The organism is Algoriphagus aestuariicola, assembly GCF_017254835.1.
GTDB lineage: Bacteria > Bacteroidota > Bacteroidia > Cytophagales > Cyclobacteriaceae > Algoriphagus > Algoriphagus aestuariicola.
This window is the reverse complement of sequence record NZ_JAFKCW010000003.1, coordinates 36,177-58,771: the sequence shown is the minus strand read 5'-3', so window position 1 is coordinate 58,771 and position 22,595 is coordinate 36,177. Positions and strand designations below refer to the sequence as shown.

Annotated in this window: 19 protein-coding genes; 10 read left to right on the top strand and 9 right to left on the bottom strand. The window is 48.2% G+C overall.

Annotated elements, in window-relative coordinates; translation table 11 throughout:
• The first annotated feature begins 44 nt into the window (after positions 1-44).
• From cmk to J0A67_RS12745, 9 genes are all read left to right on the top strand, one after another.
• Positions 45-749, top strand: coding sequence for a (d)CMP kinase (gene cmk / locus J0A67_RS12785; protein WP_206569760.1), 705 nt, complete (start codon positions 45-47; stop codon positions 747-749).
• Positions 733-1,629 carry a 4-hydroxy-3-methylbut-2-enyl diphosphate reductase gene (locus J0A67_RS12780; protein ID WP_206569759.1) on the top strand — a complete coding sequence of 299 codons (897 nt, stop codon included), beginning with the start codon at positions 733-735 and terminating at the stop codon, positions 1,627-1,629. The genes cmk and J0A67_RS12780 overlap by 17 nt, the downstream gene beginning before the upstream one ends.
• A gap of 120 nt (positions 1,630-1,749) precedes the next feature.
• A complete protein-coding gene (locus tag J0A67_RS12775; RefSeq protein WP_206569758.1) occupies positions 1,750-3,099 on the top strand; it encodes a Na(+)-translocating NADH-quinone reductase subunit A in 1,350 nt (449 codons plus the stop codon).
• Positions 3,100-3,102: 3 nt separating this feature from the next.
• On the top strand, positions 3,103-4,305 hold the full coding sequence (locus J0A67_RS12770; protein WP_206569757.1) for an NADH:ubiquinone reductase (Na(+)-transporting) subunit B: 1,203 nt from the start codon (positions 3,103-3,105) through the stop codon (positions 4,303-4,305).
• Positions 4,292-5,044 (top strand): NADH:ubiquinone reductase (Na(+)-transporting) subunit C, encoded by a 753-nt coding sequence (nqrC, locus tag J0A67_RS12765; protein WP_206569756.1) that lies wholly within the window; start codon positions 4,292-4,294, stop codon positions 5,042-5,044. The genes J0A67_RS12770 and nqrC overlap by 14 nt, the downstream gene beginning before the upstream one ends.
• Positions 5,045-5,074: 30 nt before the next feature.
• Positions 5,075-5,758: an NADH:ubiquinone reductase (Na(+)-transporting) subunit D gene (locus J0A67_RS12760; RefSeq protein WP_206569755.1), complete on the top strand. Its 684-nt coding sequence runs from the start codon at positions 5,075-5,077 to the stop codon at positions 5,756-5,758.
• 15 nt (positions 5,759-5,773) lie between these two features.
• Positions 5,774-6,385 (top strand): NADH:ubiquinone reductase (Na(+)-transporting) subunit E, encoded by a 612-nt coding sequence (nqrE, locus tag J0A67_RS12755; protein ID WP_206569754.1) that lies wholly within the window; start codon positions 5,774-5,776, stop codon positions 6,383-6,385.
• Between the two features lie 127 nt (positions 6,386-6,512).
• Positions 6,513-7,142: a 3-keto-disaccharide hydrolase gene (locus J0A67_RS12750; RefSeq protein WP_206569753.1), complete on the top strand. Its 630-nt coding sequence runs from the start codon at positions 6,513-6,515 to the stop codon at positions 7,140-7,142.
• Between the two features lie 84 nt (positions 7,143-7,226).
• On the top strand, positions 7,227-7,784 hold the full coding sequence (locus tag J0A67_RS12745) for a DUF502 domain-containing protein (RefSeq protein WP_206569752.1): 558 nt from the start codon (positions 7,227-7,229) through the stop codon (positions 7,782-7,784).
• Here the strand turns inward: J0A67_RS12745 and selD are convergent.
• The 9 genes from selD to J0A67_RS12700 form a co-directional block, all read right to left on the bottom strand.
• Positions 7,781-8,821 (bottom strand): selenide, water dikinase SelD, encoded by a 1,041-nt coding sequence (selD, locus tag J0A67_RS12740; protein ID WP_206569751.1) that lies wholly within the window; start codon positions 8,819-8,821, stop codon positions 7,781-7,783. The genes J0A67_RS12745 and selD overlap by 4 nt on opposite strands.
• Positions 8,784-9,890 (bottom strand): tRNA 2-selenouridine(34) synthase MnmH, encoded by a 1,107-nt coding sequence (gene mnmH, locus J0A67_RS12735; RefSeq protein ID WP_317195063.1) that lies wholly within the window; start codon positions 9,888-9,890, stop codon positions 8,784-8,786. The genes selD and mnmH overlap by 38 nt, the downstream gene beginning before the upstream one ends.
• Positions 9,891-9,918: 28 nt before the next feature.
• Entirely contained in the window at positions 9,919-10,239 is a 321-nt protein-coding gene (gene trxA, locus J0A67_RS12730; protein WP_206569750.1) for a thioredoxin, read from the bottom strand.
• A 134-nt stretch (positions 10,240-10,373) separates the two neighbouring features.
• Positions 10,374-14,666 carry a DNA polymerase III subunit alpha gene (gene dnaE / locus J0A67_RS12725; RefSeq protein WP_206569749.1) on the bottom strand — a complete coding sequence of 1,431 codons (4,293 nt, stop codon included), beginning with the start codon at positions 14,664-14,666 and terminating at the stop codon, positions 10,374-10,376.
• 109 nt (positions 14,667-14,775) lie between these two features.
• A complete protein-coding gene (locus J0A67_RS12720) occupies positions 14,776-15,516 on the bottom strand; it encodes a GLPGLI family protein (RefSeq protein WP_206569748.1) in 741 nt (246 codons plus the stop codon).
• Between the two features lie 160 nt (positions 15,517-15,676).
• On the bottom strand, positions 15,677-18,490 hold the full coding sequence (locus J0A67_RS12715; protein ID WP_206569747.1) for a TonB-dependent receptor: 2,814 nt from the start codon (positions 18,488-18,490) through the stop codon (positions 15,677-15,679).
• 467 nt (positions 18,491-18,957) lie between these two features.
• Complete coding sequence (gene rsmG, locus J0A67_RS12710; RefSeq protein WP_206569746.1) at positions 18,958-19,602, bottom strand: 16S rRNA (guanine(527)-N(7))-methyltransferase RsmG; 645 nt, start codon at positions 19,600-19,602, stop codon at positions 18,958-18,960.
• Positions 19,602-20,213, bottom strand: coding sequence for an RNA polymerase sigma factor (locus J0A67_RS12705; RefSeq protein WP_206569745.1), 612 nt, complete (start codon positions 20,211-20,213; stop codon positions 19,602-19,604). Before J0A67_RS12705 ends, rsmG begins: the two co-directional genes overlap by 1 nt.
• Entirely contained in the window at positions 20,204-21,343 is a 1,140-nt protein-coding gene (locus J0A67_RS12700; RefSeq protein ID WP_206569744.1) for a glycosyltransferase, read from the bottom strand. The genes J0A67_RS12705 and J0A67_RS12700 overlap by 10 nt, the downstream gene beginning before the upstream one ends.
• Positions 21,344-21,463: 120 nt before the next feature.
• On the opposite strand from J0A67_RS12700, the gene tgt reads away from it, so the two are divergent.
• A complete protein-coding gene (tgt, locus tag J0A67_RS12695; protein ID WP_206569743.1) occupies positions 21,464-22,594 on the top strand; it encodes a tRNA guanosine(34) transglycosylase Tgt in 1,131 nt (376 codons plus the stop codon).
• Position 22,595: the final 1 nt, after the last annotated feature.

Sequence of the window (22,595 nt, the reverse complement as noted above, 5' to 3'; positions counted from 1 at the left end):
ATATTTGCGCAAAATTATACGCCAAAACAAGACTGGTTTCTTTAATGGGGAAAATCGTCATTGCCATAGATGGCTATTCAGGCTGTGGTAAAAGCTCCACCGCCAAAGCGGTAGCCAAAGCACTAGGATATACCTACATTGACTCGGGGGCGATGTATCGAGCGGCGACCCTTCATTTTTTGAACAACTACCTTCTCGCCTCCAATCCCCATGACGTGGAAAAAGGCCTGAAAACACTTGACATATCCTTTCACCTTAATCCCGAAACCAATATCCAGGAAACCTATCTCAACGGGCTGAATGTAGAGGATGAGATCCGTACGATGCGAGTCTCTGATCGGGTGAGCGAGATCGCCGCCATCAAGGAGATTCGGAGGGAGCTGGTTGCACAGCAGCAGCGATTGGGTAAGAAAAAGGGAGTCGTCATGGACGGCCGGGATGTGGGGTCTGTGGTCTTTCCGGATGCCGAGTTGAAGGTCTTCATGACTGCCGATCTCCATACCCGTTCGGTGAGGCGGCAGGCAGAACTCTTGGAAAAAGGCGAGTTGGTCCCTCTTGAAGATATCAAGAAGAATCTTTCCTCACGGGATGCGGTTGACTCTTCAAGAGCGGTAGGGCCACTGAAGAAAATGGACGATGCTATTGAAGTAGACACCAGTGATATTAGCTTTGACGAACAGGTCAAGCTCATCGTTGACCGTGCCAGGGAAGTCATTAAAACACAAGAAAGCTATGCAGGTAAGCATTGACAAGAATTCCGGCTACTGCTTCGGGGTCGAATTTGCCATCAAGATGGCCGAGGATGAGATGGATAACGGAGACAAGCTGTACTGTCTGGGCGATATCGTGCACAATGACATGGAAGTCAATCGCCTGAGCGAAAAAGGCCTCGTCGTCATCGATAGAGAGCAGCTTCAGCAACTGCATGACTGCAAGGTACTCATCCGCGCCCATGGCGAGCCACCTGAGACCTACAAGACCGCCATCGAAAACAACATCGAGCTGATCGATGCCTCCTGTCCCGTGGTGCTCAAGCTCCAGCACCGGGTCAAAAATGCGTTCGATAAAATGGAACGGGAAAATGGCCAGATCGTCATCTACGGCAAAAAAGGCCACGCTGAGGTTATAGGATTGACGGGACAAACTTTGGAGAAGGCCATTGTGGTGATGGAGGATTCCGATCTTGAAAAAATCGACTACAACCGGCCGGTAACGCTGTTTAGCCAGACTACCAAAAGCACCAAGGGCTTCTACCAGCTTTCGGAAAAGATCGGGAGCCGGATCAAGTCGGCCAAAGGCGAAATGACTGAGGTAGACTTCAATGCGAATGACTCCATCTGTCGCCAGGTATCCAACCGAGAGCCCCAGCTGCAGAAGTTTTCACAGGAAAACGACGTGATTCTTTTCGTGTCGGGCAAGAAAAGCTCCAATGGCAAAGCGCTTTATCAGGTTTGCCTTACGGAAAACCCCCGCAGCTACTTTATAGAAAATGAGTCCGAGCTCAATACAGAGTGGTTTCATGCGGAGGACAAAGTGGGGATTTGCGGTGCGACTTCCACCCCGATGTGGCTGATGGAGCAGGTGAAATCCTATGTGGAGGGTTTGGCGGAAAACAGTCTTCATGCCTGAATTTCACCGCCTGTCCGAGTATTCAAAAGTTCGAACAATTAATGTGACTTACACTCCATATCAAAAGGTTTTTCTTTAGATTTGGGGCGTTTTTCAAAAGCTCATAGTTCAAAAACAGATATGTCTAAAATAGTGAAGCTTAAGAAAGGTTTCGATTTGAAGCTAGTCGGTAAAGCTCCTCTGGAGATCGCCAACTTAGCCTCGGCAACGACCTTCGCAATTAAGCCGACAGACTTTCCGGGGATCCAACGCCCTAAAGTACTTGTCAATGAAGGGGATACGGTGAAGGCCGGCACTCCCATACTGATCGACAAAGCCATGGATCAGGTGATCTATGCGGCCCCGGTTTCCGGTGAGATTGTAGAAATCAAGAGAGGCGACAAAAGGAAGCTGCTTGAGATCAAGATTCTGGCGGATCAAACCATCACCCACGAAAACTTTGGAAAGATCGACCTAAATCAAGATCGTGACGCTCTGGCTGTCAAGCTGGCGTCTACTGGGGTATGGCCCAACATCCTCCAGCGACCCTACGGAGTGGTGGCCAATCCTGCAGATAGTCCCAAGGCGATCTTCGTTTCGGCATTCGACACCAACCCCTTGGCTCCGGACTACGGATTCACCCTCCAGGGGCAGGAGAGATACTTCCAAGCTGGGATTGATGCTTTGGCAAAACTCACCAAGGGCAAAGTCCACCTCAACGTGGATGGTTCCAAGCCTGCTCCAGCGATCTTTTCGGGAGTGAAAAATGCACAGACCAACCAGTTTTCCGGACCCCACCCGGCTGGAAATGTGGGCGTGCAGATCCACCACCTAGACCCAATCAACAAGGGCGAAATTGCTTGGACCGTGAGCCCCTTCGGCGTCGTTCAAATTGGGAAGGTGGTCTTGGACGGCATTTTTGATGCCTCCAAAGTCGTGGCGCTTACCGGTTCTGAATTGACCAAGACCGGCTACGTGAAGACTTACTCTGGAGCCAACGTCTCCACTTTCGTCAAAGGAAACCTCAACTCAGGCCACGTACGGGTAATATCCGGTAACGTGCTGACTGGAGAGAAGGTAAACCTGGACGGATTCTTGGGCTTTTATCACAATCAGATCACCGTAATCCCTGAAGGAGACCAGGAAGAGTTTTTAGGCTGGCTTTTGCCAACTACCTCCAAGCTGAGCTTCCACAGAGCCTTGGGAATGTTCTCCTTCCTCAACAAGGGAGAATTCAAGGTGGACACCAATACCCACGGAGAAGAACGGGCTTTTGTGGTGACCGGGGAATTTGAGAAAGTACTTCCTATGGATATCCTGCCTACCTATCTGTTCAAGGCCATCATCGCCGAGGACTACGACGAGATGGAAGAGCTGGGACTGTATGAAATCGTGGAAGAGGACGTAGCCCTTTGCGAATTTGTTGATCCTTCAAAAAATGAATTGCAGGTGTTGGTAAGACACGGGATTGAATTATTAATGTATAGTTAAGATATGAAGGCATTACAAAAACTCTTCGACAATCTAAAACCGAACTTTGAAAAGGGAGGCAAGTGGGAAAAGTTTCATACCCTTTATGAGGGACACCGAACGATCGTTTTCGCTCCTGACTTGACTACCAAAGCCAAAGGAGCCCAGATCAAGGATGCAACTGACCTGAAGCGGGTGATGATCACTGTAGTGATCGCCATGATTCCCACCTTGCTGTTTGGCATCCTCAATGTAGGCGAGCAGCACTTTCTGGCCATCGGCGAGGACGCCACATGGGTAGACAAGGCGCTCTTTGGAGCAATGTCCGTATTGCCAATCCTCATCGTGACTTACGGTGTAGGTTTGTTGACCGAATTTATCTTTTGTGTAATACGTAATCACCCCATCAGTGAAGGATACTTAGTATCGGGTATGCTGATTGCCTTGGTGATTCCGCCGCATATTCCACTTTGGCAGGTAGCGCTGGCGACAATCTTCGCGGTGGTAATTGGCAAAGAGGTGTTTGGCGGAACTGGGATGAATATCCTGAACGTGGCTATGACCGCCCGTGCGTTTCTTTACTTCGCTTACCCAGCCAATATCTCAGGTGACCAAGTTTGGACTTACCTGGCAGACAAAACACCTGTTGATGGATTCTCTGGAGCGACCGCACTTTCGGTTGTTTACAATGCGGGAGTTCAAAATACCAATGCTGTGGAAGCGCTTAACCAGCACAACTCCGTCATCGGCGATGGGCTATACAGCCTTTCCAACATGTTTATGGGTTGGATCCCAGGCTCTATCGGTGAGACGTCTACGTTGATGTGTCTGATAGGGGCGGTGATTCTAATCGCAACCGGAGTAGGAAGCTGGAAAATCATCGTTTCCGGATTTGCAGGAGCTTACCTGATGGGCTTGGTGATGAACCTTCTGGCGGTAAATGAATACATGGCTCTTCCTCCACAGTATCACTGGGTGATGGGTGGCTTGGCTTTTGGTATCGTCTTTATGGCAACAGACCCGGTATCGGCAGCGCAGACTGAGACAGGCAAGTGGATTTATGGTTTCCTGATTGGGGTATTCACGATCATCATCCGAGTGACCAACCCTGCGTATCCAGAGGGAATCATGCTTGCAGTTCTGTTCATGAACGTAGTAGCGCCGCTGATCGATTATTATGTAGTAAAAGCAAACAAAACAAGGAGGTTACAACGTGCAACAGTCTAATACTTATGTAATTGTTTATTCCGCTGTATTGACCATCATCCTGGGGCTTTTGCTCTCGGGATCTGCCCAGATATTGGGGCCGAGACAGCAGAAGGCCATCGCGTTGGACAAGAAGAAACAGATTCTTGGCGCGGTAATCAGTGCCGAAGAGATCGGAGCGATGACCCCTGATCAGGTCAATGAGTTTTACGAAAACAACATTTCCTCCATTGTAGTCGACATCAACGGCAAGGAAATCACCGATGGTGGCGTCACTGCAGAGAAGGTGGAGATTGCCAAAGACTACAAGAAGCCAGCTGACCAGAGATCCTATCCGGTGTTTATCTATCACGCGGAGGGCAATCCTTCCGAGGTGAAGTCCTACATCCTGCCGCTTTATGGCGCAGGTCTTTGGGATGCCATCTGGGGCTATATCGCTTTGGAGACGGATATGAACACGGTCGCGGGTATTACACTGGCTCACGCTGGTGAGACTCCTGGCCTTGGCGCCAGAATCACCGAGGGTGAGGTGCAGGCAAGATATGTAGGCAAGAAGATCTTTGACGAGTCCGGAGAGCTGGTGGCCGTAGAGATGATGAAAGGCGAAGGCAAAGATTACTCTACCGACGATCACAAAGTGGACGGGATGTCTGGAGCGACCATCACCGGAAACGGGGTTAACAATATGCTGAAGGCCTATCTGAGCCACTACGAAGCGTACATCAAAGGGAAGTCCCAAACAGCGGTGGCTGGCCTGTAAATCATTTTCAACTCACCTAATTCAAATAAAATGAGTGCTGAAACTTTAGAAAAAGCGATCGAGAAAAAGCCAGCCGAAGCGCTGCTCTCGAAGCGAAGAAAAAGAATCGTTGCTGATCCCCTAGTGGATGAAAACCCGATCACCGTACAGGTGTTGGGCATCTGTTCTGCACTGGCAGTGACCACGCAGATGCAACCTACCTTGGTTATGGCGATTTCCGTGACGTTTGTGGTGGCTCTTGCCAACGTGGTGATTTCCATGATGAGAAATACTATTCCTTCCCGTGTCCGAATCATCGTCCAACTCGCCGTAGTAGCGACGCTGGTGACTCTGGTAAGTGAGGTGTTGAAGGCTTTTGCCTACGACATGTACAAGGAGCTTTCCGTATTCATTGGTCTGATCATCACCAACTGTATCGTAATGGGTCGTCTGGAGGCTTTCGCGATGGGCAATAAGCCTTATGACTCCATGCTGGATGGTCTGGGCTCTGCCTTGGGGTACTCTTGGATTATCCTGACCGTGGCTTTCTTCAGAGAGCTGTGGGGCTCTGGGTCTGTATTTGGTATCCCAGTGTTTGACTACGTTTCAAGTCTTTTTGGTCCTGACTTTAGCCTGGCTACCAATGGTTTGATGGTGACTCCAGTAGGGGCATTCATCATTCTGGGACTGATCGTATGGGTACAGCGTACCAAAACCGGATATGTTGAACATTAATAAATCGACAGAAAAATGGAATTAATTAGCCTTGGTATACGGTCGATCTTTATCGACAACATGATTTTCGCCTACTTCTTGGGAATGTGCTCTTTCCTGGCTGTCTCCAAGAAGGTAAGTACAGCTATAGGCCTGGGTGCAGCGGTAGTGTTCGTACTTGGTGTGACCGTACCCTTCAACTGGGTTTTGAACGAGTTCGTACTGAAAGAAGGAGCATTGACCTGGGTCTCTGCTGATATGGCATCGATTGATCTTTCCTTCCTTAGATTCATCATGTTTATCGCCATCATCGCAGGTATCGTGCAGCTGGTGGAGATGATCGTGGAGAAGTTTTCCCCTGCACTTTACGGACAGCTGGGCATCTTCCTTCCCTTGATCGCGGTAAACTGTGCCATCTTGGGTGGTGGCCTGTTTATGGCCCAGAGAGACTACACCATTGCTGAATCAGCCGTTTACGGTTTCGGCTCTGGATTGGGCTTCATGCTGGCCATCGTGCTTTTGGCTGCTATTCGGGAAAAAATCAAATATTCACACGTGCCAAACGGCCTCAAGGGCTTGGGCATTACGATGCTGTTGACAGGTCTGATGGGGATCGCCTTCATGTCCTTCATGGGCATCGACCTTTAATCGCGGGAAAAAGCAGTTCAGAAAGGCTCCAAGGCATCACTTTGGAGCCTTTTTTGTTTCCAACGGTAAACGCTATTTTATCCAGACTTTCTATCTTGAGGTCTCGGTAACCTATAACCCAAAACTCATGAAAAAACTATTCTTGTTGCTTGTTCTTTGCTCCATCTCGATCGCCGCTTTTCCCCAAAAGGGCAAATGGGTGGAACTTTTTAACGGGAAAAATATGGACGGCTGGAAGCTGACCACAGACAGTCCCTCGTCTTTTTCGGTGGAAGATGGAGTGATCAAGGTCGCTGGTCCCCGTGCCCATGCATTCTACGACGGTCCGATAGGCGACCATGATTTCAAAAATTTTGAATTGAAAGTGGAAGTGAAGACCATGCCCAAAGCCAACTCGGGCATCTTCATCCATACCAAATATCAAGAGACTGGCTGGCCGGGAATCGGCTATGAGATCCAGGTAAACCAAAGCCATGGTGACTGGAGAAAGACCGGCAGCGTCTACTCTTTCCAAGATGTGAAAGAAGTCTATGTGAAGGATGGCGAGTGGTACACCGAGGAAGTCATCGTCAAAGACGGCAAAATTACCGTGAAAGTAAACGGCAAGGTGATCAACGAATATGTGGAAGCGGAAGACACCAAGAGAGCTGGAAATCTGGGCGACAAAAAACTCAGCTCCGGTACGATTGCTCTTCAGGCGCACGATCCTGAGAGCGTGATCTATTACCGCAGTGTAAAGATCAAGGTCTTGGATTGAGATGACTTTGTCTGATATTTAATTTTAATGCCCAGTCGTCCGGTTGGGCATTTTTTTTGACCCGATTGCCAAAACTTTCCCCTTATGAAATTCACCTACCACCGCATCCTTTCCTACTTTTTAAGAGGTCTACTTGTATTGACACCTTTGGCTGTCACGGCCTATGTGATCTATGCCATCTTTGTTTTCTTGGATGGGTTGATTCCCGTTCCGATTCCCGGCATAGGGATTCTTATGGTCATTGGACTGATCACCTTTGCCGGGTATATGGCAAGTCTGTTCTTTACTAAGCCCCTTTTCGAATGGTTTGAGCGGGCGGTATTTAAGATCCCCTTGGTCAATCTGCTCTACACGAGCATCAAGGATCTGATGAGCGCCTTTGTCGGGGACAAGAAAAAGTTCAGTTCACCGGTAATTGTCCAAATGAGCGAGTCAGTGTCCAGGCTGGGCTTTTTGACCCAAGACAATCTTGATGTCATCGGGCAGCAGGATATGGTCGCGGTCTATTTTCCCCATAGCTACAATGTGTCCGGAAATGTCTTTCTCGTCAAGCGGGAAAATGTATCTCCGCTCAAAGGCGTGAAGAGCTCCGACGTGATGAAGTTTATGGTGTCGGGTGGGGTGTCGCCGCTGGAGCACTAGGCCACTTCGACGACGGCTTCCGCTCTGTCCAAAAACTTTCCAATCTCCCAAACCACCTGGTTTTGGAGTCGCGTCGCCTCCTCAAACCAAGCCCTGTTCTCCTCCGCCACAGCAATCAAGAGACCTCCGCTGGTCTGGGGGTCGCAGAGTTTGACCAAGTCCATGCCAGTTACGCCCTTGGTTTTGGGACTGAAGGCGTTCCAGTTGCGATAGGTGTTGTCCGGGAAGATAAACTGGTTGATGTAATCTTGTATTCCTTCGATCAGGGGCAGCTTGGAGATTTCGATCTGGGCAGAAAGTCCGGCACCTTCAGCCATCTCTATCAGGTGACCAAGTAAGCCAAATCCTGTGACGTCAGTCATGGCATGGACTTCCTCGTGGTTGCCCAAAACGGTCCCCACAGCATTCAGCCGGCACGCTGTGTCTACTAGGTTGAGATAGTCCTTTTCCGTGATTTTTTGGCGTTTGAGAGCGGTCGCAAGCACGCCGATTCCTAGAGGTTTGGTCAGGAAAAGCAAATCTCCAGCTTTCGCGCCTCGGTTGGTCTTGATCTTGCGCGGATGGACGGTTCCGCTGACAGAGAGGCCAAAGATCGGGTCTTTTGCAGCGATGGAATGACCACCCGCCAATTCTATTCCAGCCCGTTGGCAGATTTTCTTGGCCCCTTCGAGCACCTTCGCGGCTAGTTCTGGTGCTATTTTCTCCACGGGCCAGCTTAGGATAGCGTTCGCAAAAGCGGGTTTTCCTCCCATCGCATATACATCCGAGATGGCGTTGGCGGCGGCGATCATTCCGAAGTCATATGGATCGTCGACGATAGGCGTGAAAAAGTCCACCGTATTGATCACTGCCAAATCGGCTGAGACTTGGTATACGGCTGCATCATCTTTGTGCGAGTTTCCTACAAGGAGCTTTGGGTCAGTCTGGGAGAAAGATCCGCTTGCGCCCAGTATCTGGTCTAGCACGGCCGGGGCGATCTTGCAGCCGCAGCCGGAGCCTTCACTCCATTCTGTGAGTCTCGTGGTGGGATTTTGCATGGATTTGGTCTTTTGTTTTCAAGAGGATGTCGACTTGCACAGCTATACTTTTCCCTTCTAAGTCGAGTGTGTGGATTTTATCGGCTTTATGTCTTTCCAGGTCAAATTCATAAGCCTTGTCGTAGTAGATAAGAAGATTTGAAATCCATGCGGAATGGTTTCCTGCTTGGATATCGGCGATGGCCTCTTGGGTTCTGAGGCCCCCAAGGCGTTTTTTGAGTCTGATGACAGCCGCGATCAGGTCTTCTTTGGGGAGTAGCGCGTAGTCTTGAGTAATATGAGCGACCCGCTCATCCAGAGATTTTCGTATGTCGATGAGTGGGCTTTTCAGCAATAACAAATAAAACTGATCGGGAAGGATGATCCGGCCGATCTTCCGGCTTTCGTTTTCGATCCAGATGGGGAAAGAAGTGTCACAGAGGCGAAGGTTTTCGGCCATCAGATTTTCAAACTGCTCGACTGAAGGCTGTGGGGGGAGTCCGATGGATCCGAATGAAGATCCTTTGTGATTGGCGAGAGCCTCCAAATCGAGGATCTGTTCGCCGTTTTCCATCAGTTTTTGAAGGAGAAGCGTCTTGGCGACCCCGGTCTTACCCCCCAATACGATCATTTTTCGGGTTTTCCTGACTTCGTCAAAAGTATAGGTTCGGTACGTTTTATATCCCCCTTTAAGCCGGTAGACTTTGAATCCCACCATGCCCAAAAGCCAGGAAAGAATTTGACTCCTCATTCCACCTCTCCAACAATAAAGGATTATTTCTCCGTCTGGGAAAATTCGTTTGGCAGTTTTCTGGATTTCATGAAATCTAGGTCCTACCAATTCAAATCCCTTCATGGTCGCCACTTCGGATCCTTTCTCTTTGTAGAGCGTGCCGACGATTTTCCTTTCGGAGTCGTTCAGGATAGGAAGGTTTTGCGCTGAGGGGATATGGCTTTGTGCAAACTCGCTTTCACTGCGTGCGTCGAGCACTGGATATCTTTCCCGCAGGCTCCAAAATTCCTCTAAGCTGATCAGTTGCTCGGCCATTTCGGGAGTGAAGATAAAAAAAAGCCGCAAAGAGATCTTCACGGCTTTTGGCTCTATGTGTAATTAAGAATTAGAGTTGTGCGTCCAATTTTTGGGCAAGTACTGCCTTGGGTACCGCTCCGACTTGCTTGTCCACGATCTGTCCGCCTTTGAAGAAGAGCAGGGTAGGGATCGATCTGATACCGAAAGCTTGTGCTACGGATGGGTTGGAATCTACGTCCACCTTGCCGATAACGGCTTTTCCATCATATTCTGATGCCAACTGCTCCACCACGGGACCGATCATCTTACATGGTCCGCACCATTCTGCCCAGAAGTCTACCAAGACTGGCTGGTCTCCTGCGATGACTTCCTCAAAGTTTGCATCAGTGATTTCTATTGCTTTTGCCATTGTATTAATGAGTTAATTGATGTCCAATTTTCAAATATATCAGCAAAAGCGGATCAGTTGGCGATAAGTTCCGATGAGCGGTAAAAAAATATCTATCGCCCATAGACAAGTCGCTGACACTGGGGCCATTTTCGCTATATTACCTTGTAGACCACTTCCGGGATTTCCCTCAGCGCACGTATCATGTCCGCACTTGGATCTATGGTAAAGCGCTTCGAAAACAGCTCCAAAGCAATGTTTTCCTTTCGGTCAATCACATCGATGTAGAGCTTGGCGTCTCCCTTGTATTTGGTGGTGATCGTTTCGAGCTTTTCCATCAGGTCTAGGGTCAGGTTGTCGAGATCGATGTTGATCCGCAGTCCTTTGACCATCTTGCCACGCACTTCACTGAGCAGCATGATGCTGTTGATCTTAAATTCCAGTTCGTTGTCCCCTCCCCACTTTTTCTGCGCGACCGCTCCAGAGACGAAGAGAAACCACCCCGTCATGAAATATTCTTTGAAGCGTACGTAGTCGTCACCAAAAAGAAAGAAGGTAAATGAACCTTGGTAGTCTTCAAGTGTCAGCGTCCCAAAGGGTTTTCCTGTCTTGGTGGTTCGATGGGCAAAGCTGCTGACCGATCCGGCCAATTTCAGTTCATTCTTTCCTTTCAGGCTTTCGATATCAGCCAAAGCGGGCAAAGCCGTATTGGTGAAGGCCTCGATCTCGAGCTTAAATTCATCCAGTGGGTGACCTGAGATGAACAGCCCGACGACTTCCTTTTCGATATTGAGCTGTTGGATTTGCGAAAAGGGCTCCATCGGCGATACCGATGGTAGTGGGATTTCCATATTTCCACCACCTCCACCGAAGAGGCTTACTTGGGCACTGTCTTCCTCTTGTTGGACCTTTTGGGCGTATTTGGTGGCTTTTTCGATCAAGGTGATGTCGCCATCTGCCGCTTCGAGGTATTGTCGGCGATGGTGTTCTTTGAAGCAGTCAAACGCCCCAGCCATCGCAAGTGCCTCCATCGTCTTTTTGTTCAGAGCCCTTGAATTGACTCGCTTCGCAAAGTCGAAGATGTTTTTGAAAGGACCATTTTTTTCCCTTTCCTTGATTATTTCCTCAACAGCTGCAGAGCCTGCGCCTTTGATCGCGGCCAATCCAAATCGGATTTCTCCGGCTTTATTTACCGTAAACCCACTCTTGGATTCATTCACGTCTGGTCCAGCCACCTTGATTCCCATACGCTTGCACTCTTCCATGAAAAAGGTCACTTGGGTGATGTCATTCATGTTGTTACTCAGTACCGAAGCCATGTATTCCGCCGGGTAGTGCGCTTTGAGATAGGCCGTCTGATAGGCAATCCACGCGTAGCAGGTCGAGTGGGATTTGTTGAACGCGTACGAAGCGAATGCTTCCCAGTCTTTCCAAATCTTTTCCAGTCGCTTGGCATCATGTCCCTTTGCTGAAGCTTGCTCGACAAACTTGGGCTTCATTTTGTCCAAGACGTCCTTCTGCTTTTTACCCATCGCCTTTCTCAAGACGTCAGCCTCACCTTTGGTAAAGCCAGCCAGTTTTTGGGACAAAAGCATCACTTGTTCCTGGTAGACGGTGATCCCATAGGTTTCCTCGAGATACTCCTGCATGTCGTCCAAGTCGTAGGTGATGGGTTCTTGGCCGTGCTTTCTTCGGATAAAGGAAGGGATGTATTCCAAAGGTCCCGGTCGGTACAGAGCGTTCATGGCGATCAAGTCAGCAAAAACGGTTGGCTTCAGTTCGCGCATGTACTTCTGCATACCAGCGGATTCGTATTGGAAGATTCCGACTGTTTCGCCTCTTTGGAAAAGTTCGTAGGTTCCTACATCGTCTATCGGAAACTCATCCGCATCCAGCTGAATTCCGTGTCGCTCTTTTACGATCTTGATGGCGTCCTTGATCAGGGTGAGCGTTTTCAAACCCAAAAAGTCCATCTTAAGCAGGCCTGCAGATTCTACCACGGAGTTGTCAAACTGGGTGCACACCATGTCAGAGTCTTTGGCCAAGGCTACCGGAACGAAGTTGGTGATATCGCTCGGCGTGATGATCACCCCGCAGGCGTGTATACCGGTATTCCGTACGGATCCTTCAAGTACCGAGGCCTGATTGATGGTCCTTGCCATTTCATCGTTACCAGCGGCAATGCGTATAAGTTCTTCCGCTTTGGCAAGCAACTCACCTTGACCTTTAAGTTTTTCCAGCAATGCAGGCCGGTTTTTAGCTAGCGAAAAAAGCGCCTTAAGCTTGATGTCAGGCACAAGGTTGGCGAGCTTTCCGGCATCCGCTAGAGGTAGGTTCAAAACCCTTGCAGTATCGCGAATCGCTGATTTGGCAGCCATGGTACCGTAGGTGATGATTTGAGCCACTTGGTTGGAGCCGTATTTATTAATCACGTAGTCGATTACACTCTGTCGACCCTCGTCATCAAAGTCAATATCAATATCGGGGAGGGATACTCGGTCAGGATTGAGAAATCTCTCAAAGAGTAGGTCATATGCCACCGGATCCACATTGGTGATTCCGGTGCAATAGGCAACCGCTGATCCCGCAGCAGATCCCCGGCCTGGGCCAACCGATACGCCCATATCCCGCGCTGCTCGTGTGAAATCCTGAACGATCAAGAAGTAACCCGGATACCCTGTTTTCTCGATTGTTTTTAATTCGAAGTCGAGTCTTTCCTGGATTTCGGGTGTGATTTCTGGGTAGCGTTTTTTTGCTCCTTCAAAAGTGAGGTATCGCAGGTAGGCATTTTCCCCACGCTTGCCTCCGTCTATTTCGTCCTCGGGATCTTTGAATTCTTCCGGGATGTCAAATTTTGGAAGTAACACTTCTCTAGCCAGCTTGTAGGCCTCTATCTTGTCCACAATCTCCTGGGTACATTGGATGGCTTCTGGCAGATCGGCAAAGAGCTTTTTCATCTCCTCGGGAGATTTGATGTAAAACTCGTCATTTGGAAAGCCATAGCGGAATTCCCGCCCTCGCTTGCCAATGTATTTTTTTGGTTTTTCGACCAGTTCCCCATCTTTCACGCAAAGTAGGATATCGTGGGCCTTGGCATCGGGCTTGTCGTTGTAGTAGGTGTTGTTGGCAGCGAAGTATTTGACTCCGTACTTGGCGGCAAAGTCGAGTAAAACCTCGTTTACCTTTTCCTCTTCCGGGATACCGTGTCGATTGAGTTCCACGTAGAAGTCCTCTCCAAATTGCTCTTTCCACCAGACGAAAGCCTCCTCTGCCTGAGTCTCGCCCACGTTGAGGATCAAGTAAGGGATTTCCCCCCACAGTCCGCCGGTGGTGGCGATCAGGTCGCCTTTGTACTGTACCAGCAGCTCCTTATCAATTCTCGGTACGTAGTAGAATCCCTCGATATTGGCGTAGGAGGCTAGTTTGGCGAGGTTGTGGTAGCCTGCTTTGTTTTTGGCGATCAAAACGGTCTGATAGCCGTCATCCTTGTTGGATTTGTTTTTTCTGTCTCGGTTAAGGTTAAACTCGCAGCCCAAAATGGGTTTGAGCTCTTTTCCCATCGCTTCTTTTACGAAGTGAAAAGCCCCCATCATGTTTCCATGATCGGTCATGGCGATTGCTTTCATTCCAAGATCTTTGGCGCGGGATACCATCGCCGGAATTTCGGAAGTCGCCTGTAGGACCGAATATTGGCTGTGGACGTGTAAGTGGGTGAAGGGCACGTCGGCGAGATCGGAGATGTCAGCCTTGCCAGCCTGTTTTAAGATGTCCTTTGCAGCCGCTTTGGTATCATCTTTGACTTGCGCAAAGTTCGCCTCGGCAAGTTTTGGAGCTTCGTAGATCACCTCTTCTAACAAAATCCCGCCCTCTGGCATTTGGACGCCTTGGGTGATCAGGCCAAAAAAGCATCGCGCTGTCGCATCCACGTCATAGGCTGCATCGTGGGCGTCACCGAAACCTTTGCCAAAGAGCTTTTGGTGCAATTCGGTCAGGGTTGGCCATTTGAATTTTCCACCTTTTCCTCCGGGAATTGCGCAAAACTCTGTGGAGATGTCTTTGGTGTCGAGCTCATTTTTATCGCCCAAAGGCATGACCAAGTCGGATCTCAGGTATTCAGAACCGACAACATTGATGTCAAAGCCAATGTTGTGTCCGACCAAATATTTGGCTTGTACAACATCCTCACGGAAGATCTGGAGGATTTCCTTCAGATCATGGCCTTCGGCCAAAGCCCTTTTGGTGGAGATTCCATGGACCTTTTCTGCATTGTAGGGGATGGTAAAACCCTCCGGCCGGATGATGTAATTGTGATTGGAGAGTAGTTTACCCTTCGCGTCGTGGAGCTGCCAGGCGAGCTGAACCAGCCTGGGCCAGTTATCCACATCGGACATGGGGGCATTGTAGTCCCGGGGTAAACCGGTGGTCTCGGTATCAAATACGATATACATAGCTTTGGGGAATGGGGCTTCAAATTAGGGCTAATCTGCGAAAGCCGCCAAGCGAGCGGGGGTAATTGTCGGAGAAAAGAGAAATTACTTACTACTCGTTTCTACCCCCTCAATATCTCAATTCCCACATCCAAGCTCGCTTGCTGTCGATGGAGGTCTGGATAAAATCCTGGACCAGGTCCTGATACTGAGTGCCCGATACTTCCCTTCCTTTTAGTTTTTTTGGCAGGGTGATGATTTCTTCCGGCTCGCCAAATGTAATTTTCTCGGCTTCCACAATCAGCATTCCGTCGTTGATGTCATAGGCTAAAATCAAACCCGGTAGTCCAAATTGCTCTTCGGGGCCGACCGGAACCGGTATATCTGAGGCAAACCAAGCCGTGATCTTTTGGCCTTTGATGCTGTCTTCAGCCACGGCTTTCATGCACATGTGTCCGAGAATATCCCTTATTTCGTTCATTACTCTCCATTTTGGAGCATTTAGGCTGTCGCGGACAATGTATGTTTTGCCCATTTGATCCATGTACTTCAGATAGGTTTGCTCTTCCAGATTGTTTTCAATGAAGTAGTCTTCTACTTGCCAGGAATAGCTTTGGACCTGATAGGGGGCACCGAAAGTGTAAAGACTTTTTTCTGGCCAAAACTGGAGCTTCATCCGGGTGCTGTAGCCCTCAGGATTACCCCAGGAAAGTAGGATTCTATCCCGTTCCTGCTCGGTAAGGTGGGGCATGCTTGCGTAGATTTTGTCATAGAAAATTTTGTAACGGTATTCTACCTCACCCACTATATTTTGGGCTCTGAGTCCCGTAGTAAGCAATATCAGCGCAATGGTCTTAAGAATTGATTTCATGGTTGTAAAGGTTGATGGCTAGTGTTGCGTTAAGTGTTATTCGTATGAAGAAGGTCTCGACTCCGCTCGACCTGACAATACGGGGTCACCTTAAGCACCTGAGTAACGGGAGTTACTAAGTCGAAATGTCATTTAGGAGTTAGCATAACACTAGTTAAAGTTATCTTCTGGCTTTGACTTCTATTCCTCGCATGTTGTAGGTCAATCCGAGTAGGAAATACCTAGCCAAAGTCTCGATTCTTCCCGTGGATACGTAGTTTTGTCCTGCATACTGACTGATCGTTTGGTTTTTATTGAAGATATCATTGGCCGAAAGTCTGACTTCCCATTTTTTTGCCTCACCGAGTAGTTTGTAGAAGGATGCATTGAGAATTGGTACTTTCTGGTCAAATCCAAAGCTTTCGTTTTTGTATCGATTGTAGTTGAATTTCACATCCAGGTAGAAGTCCTTGGGGAGTTTGATGTTTGCATTGCTGTAAGCGCTCCAGTTTACGATATCCTGGTTTTGGGAAGGGTTTTGCTCGTAATCGGTTTTGCTCAGGCGGAAGGATGACCCGGCATAGAGGCCGAGCCATTCCAAAGGTGTCAGGTCAAAGTTTGCCCCAAAGTTATGGCTGTAGGTATGTGTCTCCGTTTCGATGGAATTGATTAGGGAGAGGCTTTTGGTGTAGGATGGATTTGCATATAGGTATGCGTTTGCCTTGGTCTTTACGATGGGAAAGCCAAAGCCTACATAGGGGTAAAAGCGCTGTCCTCCGGAAGCATTTCCAGATTTGTAGGTAGTGACAAGGGTTTCCGGATTTATAGTCTGGTTTTGTACGACCTGATTTTGATAGAACGTAGCATTGAATGAGAACCGGAAATTTATAAAAGTAGCCGGATCATACATGTTGTATCCGGTGTTGAAAGAATGGGATACTTCGGGTTCCAGATCTGGATTTCCTTCCCGGATATAGAGCGGATTGGAAATGTCCTTGAATGGCTGTAGGTCTGCAATACTTGGCGGAGTCACCCCCATGGCATAGCTTGCGTTGATCCGCTTGTTGCCCTTCATGGTTTTCCAATAGGATACGTTGGGGGTGAAATTGAGGTAGATCTTGTCCACTCTGCCCAGGATCTCACTGCCTTCTACCACTGAAAACTCCCCGTTCAGCCGATAGTTGGATGCGGCTATTCCCACGCTGAGGTTAGAGCCCTTATTCGCATATCGGATACTGGAACCAATCCTGTTATAGGTAATTTTGTTGTCAAAAAACCGGCTGAGCTCAGGATTTAGCTCTCTCGTGTCACTCGTCTCCACATCGTACACTTGTCGGTTTGTTTCGCTCGTAGATTGGCTGAAATTGTAGAAAGTCTCCCAAAAGAATATCTTCTTGATGGGTTCGACATAGAGTAGGCTTGATTTGATCAGGTTCGAACCATTCAATGCCTGTATGACTTGATCCAAGCTTTGGAAGTAAGTATTCGGATCTGTCGAGTTCAGGTGGTCCACTACGGCTTTTTGAGTGCCATCCTGGTCTGCCTTACTATAGGTGTCACTGATGCTGGCAGCAAAATTCCGCCCATTTTTTTTGAATTTATGTCGATAGATTGCTGTGCCTTGAAAAGCTCCCGACCATTTGTCAGATTGGTTGTCCCGATCCATTTGGCTTTGCTCCAGGGTGCTGCGTATCAGCTCCTGATGGCTGAACAAGATGGTATTGAGCGTACTTAAGCGTCCCTTCGCGGTTAGGGTGATAGTGTTTGCGCTGTCGAGTTCATTTTGAAACCGAAGATTTACCCGATGGTGACCTGCCATATTGTTTTGTCTACTTTGGTCAGTGGAGGTGAAGGAGGTATTGTCCTGTAGAAAGTTGGTTCTGCTATTGACGCTCTCCAGGATTTGGTCACTTCGGCTATAGAAATAGTTGCTGCTGAAGTCCTTTTTGTCTTTCAGGTAGTTGTAATTGATGCCAACAGCCTGATTGTTGGAATAGCCTGAGTTGAGATTATTGAAGGGAATTTCGAAGGATTCCTCATTGTCCCCTCCTGAAAAAACAATGTAATTGCCTCCGCCTCCACTAAAACCGAAATCTCCAGTATCACCAAATTGGAAAGCACTGCTGCCCCTAAACTCTTGCAAGTCATCCCAGCTCAGGCCGGATTGGTTCACATTGTTGCCATAGCCGATGACTGAAAACTGGTTTACTTTATCAAACTTGTTGAATGAGGCATTTGCGGTCCACCTTTCATCGGTCCCTCCGGCAGCTGAGACTTTACCAAAACCTCCTTTTTTCGCTTCTTCCTTAAGCTCTACATTCAGGGTTTTTTCCTTCACGCCATCTTCCACACCGGTGAGTTTGGACTGTTCCGACTTGTCATCAAACAGCTGAAGCTTGCTTATCGATTCGGCATTCAGGTTTTGCGTGGCCATTTTGGTATTCCCTCCGAAAAAACGCCTCCCATCCACTGTTACCTTCTGCACTTGCTCTCCTTGGGCGATGATATTTCCATTCGCATCAATCTGCATTCCGGGTAGCTTGCGCAGTAAATCTTCCAGAGTCGCTCCAGGCGGTACTTTGAATTTGCTTGCATCGTATTCCAGGGTATCGCCACGCATCATCAAAGGTGCTTTGGCAGCTTTTACCACCACTTCATAAAGTTCCTGAAGGATGGGCTTCAACTGAATCTCGTCCACCTCCAAAATATCTGTTTCGGGTAGAACCAGTTCCTTTTGGAAGGGGAGGTAGCCCATGTAGGTGGCTTTGATGAGTAGGGGTTGCCGGTCTACGTTCTTGAATTGGTATTCTCCTGCTTTATTAGTCAAAGTGTAGGCCACCAAGGCAGAATCTTTTGGACTAAGAAGAAGTACAGAGGTGTAGTCAAGCGAGACGTTGGTGGTGTCTTTCACTATTCCCCGAATGGTAAGTTTGGATTGGGCTTGCGAAGCAAAAGTGACGGCAGCCAAAAGAAGGAATGAAAGGAAAAATTTCATTTTTTTCAGTGTTATTTTTTTCAACTATAAAATACATGACTAAAACTAGACTCATTTCAAAAATTATTACCGGTGCATCTTCGCATAGGATGACAGCTCAAGATCGAAGTGTCGGTAATCACCAAACGATTATTCTGATAAACGTTTTAACACTGGTATATTATTAATTATTTATTAAAAATAGCGTAACTATTTTGTTAAATATTGTTAGTAAGATAATTCGGGTGGTTGAACCAGGGAAATAGACCAAATCTAAATGGGGTAAATGCTGCGTTTCGAAAGGTGAACTTTGGAAAAATCATTTTCCCAAATAGCTACAAAAAGGGAAGCCAGCTGATGTTCTAACCTCAAAAATGCCAATAGGTGATATCAATCCAAGCCAAAAAACCTAGCATCGCATGGGCGGAGTCGTAGCCTATTGCTTTACTAGGCATTTTCCTATGTTACTGGATTTCAAAAAATAACTTTTAACGTTTATCCTCCCAAGGCATGTAGACGACCTTTTTGGTCTCAAAAAAATTCTCCTTGAAGTAATCTTCCAAATGGTAAGTGACATAGGACTTGTCCAGCTCCTCCATTTCCTCATCCACATCCCCGCCTTTGAGATACAGGATACCGTTTTGGAATTCGTTGATGTCCTCGCGCTTGATCTTGCCTTTGACCCAAGGGTAGAAATTGATCATGCGAGTCACTGCTCTGCTGACCACGAAGTCGTACTTCCTTACCAAAGTCTCTGCCCTAGCTTGCTGTGCCTCGATATTGCTGAGCTTCAATGATTTGGCAACTTCCTTCACCACGCTGATTTTCTTGCCAATAGAGTCGACAAGATGAAAGTGGGTGTCTGGAAAAAGAATCGCCAAGGGGATCCCCGGGAAACCACCGCCAGTGCCTATGTCCAGCACTTTGGTGCCTGGCTGGAAACGCATCACTTTGGCAATGCCCAAAGAATGTAGGACATGGTGGACATAAAACTGCTCCATGTCCTTACGGCTGATCACATTGATCTTGGAGTTCCAGTCTTCGTAGAGCTCCTGCAAGCGGTCAAACTGCTCGATCTGCTTTTCGCTTAGATCAGGAAAGTAGGAGAGAATCAGCTGGGTGCCTGGGTTCATCAGATGTGTTTTTCTTTGCCAGCGGCAATTTCGTAGAGCAATTCCCGAGAGCGGTGAAGCTGGGCTTTGACCGTGCCCAGCGGCTTGTCCAATTCCTGGGCTATTTCCTCATAGGAAAGTTCATCGAAGTAGCGCAATTGCACCAACTTCCGGTATTTTGCCGGGAGCTTGTCCACGAAAATCCGCACCATCTCGATCCGTTGGGACTTGATAAATTCGTCTTGGGGATTGTTATCGTCGTCTTCCACGTCGATATTGACCGAGTTGCCGCTGTCATCCGACATGGTGTTGTTCAAGCTCATGGTCTTGAGCTTTTTTTTCCGGATAAAGTCGATGGTATTATTGGTGGCAATCCGGAACAACCAAGTACTGAAGGTGTAGTCTTTCTTGAATCGCTGGAGATTTCTAAAGGCCTTTGCAAAAGCTTCCATGGTCAGGTCCTCCGCATCGTCGGCGTCGCGGATCATCTTTAGGATCATGAAATAAACGGCCTTTTTGTACCGCTTCATCAGGGTAGCGTAGGCCTGCTGGTCTTTTTCCATGACGGCTCTATCGATGAGATCAAAATCCTCGAGTGCCTTATTCGAAAAACCGCGTTCATTTATTTCCATTGGATGTCTTTTGCCTGATAAGATACTGATCCCAAAACCCAGAAGTAGGCCAAGTACATAAAGTCATTGACCAGGACATTCATTGGAGCGGTGGATCCCTGAACTTTTTTGGAAGCGGAGTTGAAAATCCTCACAACCAAAAACGATCGTAGTAAAATAATACCTAAAACGATCGAAAATTGTTCCCATTGCTGGCCGAATCCAAAATAAAACAACAAACCTATGCCGCCAACCCAAAAAAGTCCATGGGAAAGGGGGAATAGTCCAATCTTTCGCTTGTCTTCGCTGCGGTAATATTTGCCCGCATGGAGGTGACGCTTTTTCTGGAGCAGATAGTCCTTCCAGGTTTCCTTGGGAATCGAAGTCGTATTCGCCTCCGGATCTATGACCAGGGAAGTGTTTTTGCCGGTAGCATATTGGTTGACAAAGAGGTCGTCGTCCCCGCCTTCGATATGCCAGAGCCACCTAAAACCTTTCGCCTCCATAAAGAAGCTTTTTCGGTAAGACAAGTTTCTGCCGATTCCCATGAATGGAGCATTCCAAAGCCCAAAGGAAAAATAAAACAGTGCCGTAAGTATGGTTTCAAACTGAATCCAACGGTTTAGCAATCCGGCCTTGACCTCGTAGCCGGAAAATCCAAGGGAAAAAGTCTTGCCTTCTTCACGTATCGGGGCGGTCATCTTTCGTATCCATTGTTCGCTGCTCGGCATACAGTCTGCGTCAGTCAATAGGATGACGTCATTTTTGGCCACTTTGATACCGAGTGTGAGCGCAAACTTTTTCGCGGTAACATGTTTGGGCGTGTATTTGATCGTGACAGAGCGGAGCTTGGGATACTTTACCATCAATTCCTCGAGCAGACGTTTGGTCCGGTCAGTGCTACGATCGTTGACGATCATTACGTCAAATTTGGGGTAATCCTGCTCAAAGAGCTTGGGGATGAGGGTTTTGAGGTTGTGGTACTCATTGTGGGCAGCGACAAGGACAGTCACGCCCTCCTCAGGGATCTGGTTGTTCGAAGACTTGGAAGGTGATTTGAACCAGGCTGTCCGTCCGAAGATCACCAAGAGATAAACTGCCTGAATGATAACGCCGATGCCAAAGAAAAACCAGAGTAAAAATAGGCCCATAGGTCGATTTTGCTGGGCAAATATAAAATCAATTTCAGCAAGTCATTTAAGAATAAGTGGATATTTTTGCGAGCAAAAAGGGGCATTTTGTAGGGTATTTCTACAGGCTCTGATCGCAGCATGAAGTTTACGCCAATACAAAAAGATATCCAAACCAAAGCCCGAGTAGGCACGCTTACCACCGATCACGGAACGATCCAAACGCCCATTTTCATGCCCGTTGGCACTGCTGGCACGGTCAAGGCTGTGCACCAGCGTGAGCTGAAGGAGGATATTCAGGCACAAATTATCCTCGGCAACACGTACCATCTTTACCTCCGCCCTGGCTTGGATATCTTGGAGAAGGCTGGCGGACTTCATGGATTTAACGGCTGGGATCGCCCGATTCTGACCGACTCTGGAGGTTACCAGGTTTTTTCCCTTGCCGGCACACGCAAAATCAACGAAGAAGGGGTCACCTTCAAATCACATATCGATGGCTCGAAGCATATCTTTTCCCCAGAGGGAGTGATGGATATCCAAAGAACTATTGGAGCGGATATAATTATGGCTTTTGACGAGTGTACGCCTTACCCTTGCGAATATGGCTACGCGCGAAAGTCTATGGAGATGACGCATCGCTGGCTGGATCGATGTATCCAGCGTTTTGATGCGACTGAGGGGAAATACGGGTATAGCCAGACGCTTTTTCCCATCGTCCAAGGCTCGGTATACAAGGATCTGCGAAAGCAGAGTGCGGAATTCATCGCCTCAAGAGGTCGCGAAGGCAATGCAATCGGTGGCCTTTCGGTAGGGGAGCCCGCAGAGATGATGTATGAAATGACCGAGTTGGTTACGGATATTTTGCCTGCTGACAAGCCTCGCTACCTGATGGGAGTAGGCACCCCCGCCAATATACTCGAATGCATCGCGCTGGGCGTGGACATGTTTGACTGCGTGATGCCCACCCGAAACGCCCGCAACGGGATGCTGTTCACCTCCGAGGGGATCATCAATATCCGAAATGAAAAGTGGAAGGACGACTTCAGTTCCATAGACCCTTCAATAGGCAACTATGCGAGCACCTTTTACAGCAAAGCCTACCTCAGGCACCTGACGGTTTCTAAGGAGATTTTGGCTGCCCAGATTGCCAGTATACACAACTTGAGCTTTTACCTTTGGCTCGTAGGCCAGGCGAGGGAGCATATCCTTGCTGGCGATTTTGCCGTTTGGAAGGATCAGATGGTAAAAAAAGTAAGCACTCGGCTATAAG